4 protein-coding genes and 1 pseudogene are annotated in these 4,962 nt (G+C 42.5%); 2 read left to right on the forward strand and 3 right to left on the reverse strand.

Annotated features, from left to right (window positions below; translation table 11 throughout):
- Both BCT81_RS16930 and BCT81_RS16935 read left to right on the forward strand, forming a co-directional pair.
- Nucleotides 1-275, forward strand: a pseudogene (locus tag BCT81_RS16930) (VTT domain-containing protein); the annotation flags it as partial.
- 47 nt (nucleotides 276-322) lie between these two features.
- The gene (locus tag BCT81_RS16935) at nucleotides 323-640 is read left to right on the forward strand and encodes a DUF2007 domain-containing protein (protein WP_102425205.1); all 318 of its coding nucleotides are present in this window, start codon (nucleotides 323-325) and stop codon (nucleotides 638-640) included.
- 120 nt (nucleotides 641-760) lie between these two features.
- Here the strand turns inward: BCT81_RS16935 and BCT81_RS16940 are convergent, their stop codons facing one another.
- The 3 genes from BCT81_RS16940 to glgC all read right to left on the reverse strand — a co-directional run bounded on the left by BCT81_RS16940 (nucleotide 761) and on the right by glgC (nucleotide 4,514).
- Entirely contained in the window at nucleotides 761-1,558 is a 798-nt protein-coding gene (locus tag BCT81_RS16940; RefSeq protein WP_004737440.1) for an alpha/beta hydrolase, read from the reverse strand.
- 282 nt (nucleotides 1,559-1,840) lie between these two features.
- Nucleotides 1,841-3,295: a glycogen synthase GlgA gene (glgA, locus tag BCT81_RS16945; protein WP_102425206.1), complete on the reverse strand. Its 1,455-nt coding sequence runs from the start codon at nucleotides 3,293-3,295 to the stop codon at nucleotides 1,841-1,843.
- On the reverse strand, nucleotides 3,285-4,514 hold the full coding sequence (glgC, locus tag BCT81_RS16950) for a glucose-1-phosphate adenylyltransferase (protein WP_102425207.1): 1,230 nt from the start codon (nucleotides 4,512-4,514) through the stop codon (nucleotides 3,285-3,287). The genes glgA and glgC overlap by 11 nt, the downstream gene beginning before the upstream one ends.
- Nucleotides 4,515-4,962 lie beyond the last annotated feature (448 nt).

Here is a 4,962-nt window from a genome sequence, read left to right on the forward strand (position 1 = left end):
CTTTACGCCTTATCCCTGTATTTCCGTTTTTCCTTATCAACCTGCTGATGGGCTTGACGCCGATGTCGGTAACTCGCTACTACGTAACAAGCCAAATCGGCATGCTGCCAGGTACCGCTGTATTCTTAAATGCTGGTACTCAACTCGCAGAAATTGATTCGCTTTCAGGTATCGTTTCACCATCTGTACTATTGTCATTTGCGTTACTGGGCGTATTCCCGATTATCGCTAAATGGTTGATGAGTAAGTTTCGTTCAGCGCCTGTTGCTGAATAATTTATAGTAGCTAAATAACACAGATAGCCGAATAAGGTTCAATTTCAATGAAAATCTTCAGTGCATCGAATCCGACAGAAGCGCACATCATCTGCGGATTGTTAGAAAGTGAAAATATTGCGTGTGAAGTCCGTGGTGAAGGTTTGTTTGGTTTGAAAGGGGAAATCCCATTTACAGAAGAAACTGACCCTTATGTGTGGTTATATGAGCCAGAAATGGCCACTAAAGCCCGCACGATCGTTAATGACTATCAAAAGCAACAAGATTCTATCATCTATGAAGAGTGGCGCTGCAGTGAATGTCATGAAGTGAACGAAGCACAATTTGGTTCATGTTGGCAGTGCGGTGCAAACCCTCCTGAGTAGACGAGCTTAATGAAGTATTAACCGTTTCATCTGATACATCCTCAAAACAAAAACGGGAAGCTACAAATAGCTTCCCGTTTTTATTTCAATTCTATATTGGTTCAGATCACTGACTTAAACTCATTGAATTTGCTTTTGGATAAACTCGATAGAGTGCTGATTAAATTCTTCTGGATTTTCAACATTGCAAACATGACCACAGTTTGCAATTTCGACCAGTTCACTCGACTCATGTGCTTCAACCATCTCTTTAACGGGCTTGATGAACATGTAATCACGCTCTCCCATCAAGTAGAGGGTTGGAATTGGCAATTCGCGGTCTTTGAAGTACTTCATTAGAGGGTTCACATCAGCCGTTAATATAAACCAACGCTTAAACTCTTTTTGACACAGTTTTTTAGCTTCACGGATAAACAGGTGACGAGACTCTTTTTGACTTTTTTGTGGCATTACGATGTAAGCAAAAAGACTATAAAGCCACATGTAAGGAATGATGTGTTTGCTTAGGTTTCCGAGTTTAACTAATACCTGAGAGCGAGTATTGAGTTTAGTAACCGCACCACCTAATACCATTGAACGTACACGTCCCGCGGCTAGCTCTGCAATATTACGGACGATGATGGTCCCTAACGACATGCCAACGAAATGCGCCGAACGAATTTTTAAATGATCGAGCACTTTAAGAATATCGAGAGTAACCGCTTTAAATGTGTAACGATTCGACATCAGATCTTTAAGGATATTGTCTGATTTACCGTGCCCTCTCAAATCAATGAGCAGCAAATTGAAATGTTGTTTATACGCCTTGATCTGCTTGAACCAGATTGAGGAGCTACCTCCAGCGCCATGCACAAATACCACCCACTCATCGCTCGTAGGGTGAGTAAATGTTTTATGAAATAATAAACTCTCAGACATACCTATCGCTTTAATTATTAATATGGAGCTATGCCTCATCACAAGGCGATGACTAAGGATATCACGCAATTGAGAAGATTAGGTGATAATAGTGTCAAACCTATCATTAGCGTCGTGAATACCTTAACTACTTTTTCTACCGAACTACAATTAGTTTGCAAGCTTTGTCTTAATATACTCGATGTGCTCGGACCAGAAAACAAAAGGCGCCCTATTCTCAGAGCGCCTTGTGTGATTTCATTTTATCTACGTTGCTTATTTGCGTATCTAGTTAAACTGCTACTACATAGCAGAGTAGTACATTGCTAAATACTCTTTTGCAGCATCTTCCCAACTAAAATCTTTCTGCATAGCATAAAGCTGAACACGCTTAATTTCAGATGGGTTTTGTGCGTAAAGCAGCAACGAACGGTGTAAAACGGCCAACAAAGCCTGCGGAGTCGGCTCTTCAAAAGCAAAGCCGGTCGCCACCTCTGGCTCCTCGTCATAATCATTCACACTGTCTTTTAAACCACCGACAGAGCGAACGATAGGTAAGGTGCCATAAGCCATACTGTAGATCTGGTTTAAACCACAAGGTTCAAATTCAGAAGGCATCAAGAAAAAGTCAGAACCGGCTTCAACTAAGTGTGCTAACTCATTGTTGTATGCCTCTACAAACGAGAATTTTTCTGAATGCAGTGCCGATAACTCTTTCAATTGGCTCGCTAAAACAGGGTCACCCGTACCCACAATCACAATCTGAAGATCGTTCTTCAAGAATTGTTCAATGATAGGCAGCAAGTAGTGAACACCTTTCTGGTTCGTTAGACGACAAACCATCCCATACACGGCACAATCGATAACCGGCAAGCCTACGTCTTGTTGCAGTTTCTGCTTACACGCTGACTTTCCACGCGCCATGCTGTGTTTGGTCGCTTTATATTTACGAGGAAGGAATGCATCCGTTTCCGGATTCCAAGCACTGTAGTCACAACCATTTAGGATTCCGACTAAGTCTGAAGCTCTGCGTTGAAACTCTGCCGCCATACCATGACTACCAAGCTCTGTTTTTAGCTCTTGCGCATACGTAGGGCTTACTGCGTTGACTTTATCAGCACACAAGACACCAGCTTTAAGCATAGTCACGTGCGTATCACTGACCGCAGCTTCCGGAACATTATGACTGTGCATTTCAGGAAGACATTGCAGCTCATCGTATGAGAATACGCCTTTGAACACCGCGTTGTGGATTGAAATAACACTGCGCGTGTTCTCAAAGAAGTCATGTTGTTGGTAGCGAGATTTAAGCAAGAAAGGAACAAAGCCTGTATGCCAATCGTTCGCGTGAATAATATCAGGTTGGAAACCAAGCTTAGGAAGCATATCCAAACATGCTGCACTGAAGAACGAAAAGCGCTCGCCATTATCAGCATAAGCCTGATTATTTTCAGCGTACATTTCTGGACGGTCGAAGTATTTAGCACATTCAATACCAAACACTTGTACCCCTTCAACGCTTAACTTCTTAACTTGATAAGCCGTATGAGGCCAATGATCGAGCTCTGTTGCTAGAACAACTTCTGCAGAATCAATATTTGGAATGTTGCGGTAAGCGGGGATGGTCACTCGAACGTCCTGTTCGAGTGTTTGTAACGCTTTAGGCAGTGCCTTGGCTACATCAGCCAAGCCACCGCTTTTAATCAAGCCTTCAACTTCAGACGCTACAAAAAGTACCGAGAGAGTCTTAGTAACCAACTCGTGCTCCTTTAGGGATTACTACTACACCATCGTCAGAGACGTGGTAATGCTTTTTGTCTTCTTTCAGGTTTACACCAATCTGTGTGCCCGGTGCGATGTCTGCATCTTTATCGACGATAACACGACGAAGTACACAGCCCTCGCCCACTTTTACGTCGCCCAATAAGATACTCTCACTGATGTCACACGCTGATGCGATATTGCTACGGAAGCCAAGTACACACTTCTCGATACGAGAACCACGAACATAACTACCGTTACACACTAAGCTATCGATGATTTGAACACGACCATTAGCCGAATCTGTAAACGTCGCAGGTGGTAACGGTGGGTAGTAAGTGTGTAGTGGCCACTTGCGGTTGTATAGTGAGAATGGTGCATCTTTCTCAAGAAGGTCCATGTGAGCTTGCCAGTACGCGTCAATCGTACCTACATCGCGCCAGTAAACTTCTTCTTTCTCACCTGTAATGCGGTTAGTACTGAAATCGTAAACAAACACGTCACCACGCGGGAACATATTTGGAATGATATCTTTACCGAAGTCATGAGTTGAATCTTCTTTATCCGCATCTTCAACCAGCTCTGCAAAAAGCTCATTTGCTTCAAATACGTAGTTACCCATAGAAACTAATGCCGAATCAGGGTCGCCAGGGATTGACTTAGGGTTTGCAGGCTTCTCTTCAAAGCCAATCATACGGCCTTCCGCATCAACTTCGATAACACCGAACTCTGATGCTTCAGCCAAAGGCATACGTAGAGCAGAAACCGTTAGTGCCGCTTCCTTCTCTTTGTGGAAATCAAGCATTTGCTTAATATCCATTTTGTAGATGTGGTCAGAACCAAAGATACAAACTTGGTCCGGTTCTTCTAGCTGCATGAAGCGAAGGTTTTGGTAGATCGCATCTGCCGTGCCTTCATACCAACGCTTACCCGTACGCATTTGAGCAGGGATTGGATCGATAAAACGATCTGTTATACCACTGATATTCCAACCTTTTTTCATATGGTGGAACAGTGACTGTGACTTGAACTGCGTTAATACATAGATCTTCATTAGATCCGCGTTAACAAAGTTATTTAAAGCGAAATCAATTAAGCGGTAACTACCACCGAAAGGAACCGAGGGTTTGCTGCGCGATTCAGTTAAAGGTCTTAAGCGAGAGCCTTCACCACCAGCAAGAATCATTCCCAATACACCAGCCATTTTATTCTCCATATATTTATAGCTTGTCGATGTCAGCACTCGTAGAGGTATCTTCCTCTGGGGGATGAGCACTGACAATGATTTCGGTACTTAGCGAATATCCATTCACATACAGTGACAGTATCCTAAGCCAAACGTTGTTTTTCGTGCACTATTGTTTGCACTTGGTTTTATATACGTTATCGACTTTCCAGCCGATTTCAATTTTTAATACGCCATTCTGTGCTACGTAAGCTGATTGCTTTCCTAAGACTTAAAGCAGCTCACATTACACCGTTTGAGCGAAACATTACATTAACACCCAACACACATCAGGTATACAACTAAACACTGATCTGTGAGTTACAATATTCTAATTAAGTTACACATTCGTTACAGTTGCATAAGATAGTGTGATTAATCTCTTAATTTATTTTACGCTATGAATTTAATAAAAGATTACAACTGAGACTTAATTTCA

It is taken from the genome of Vibrio sp. 10N.261.52.A1 (assembly GCF_002876325.1).
GTDB lineage: Bacteria > Pseudomonadota > Gammaproteobacteria > Enterobacterales > Vibrionaceae > Vibrio > Vibrio chagasii.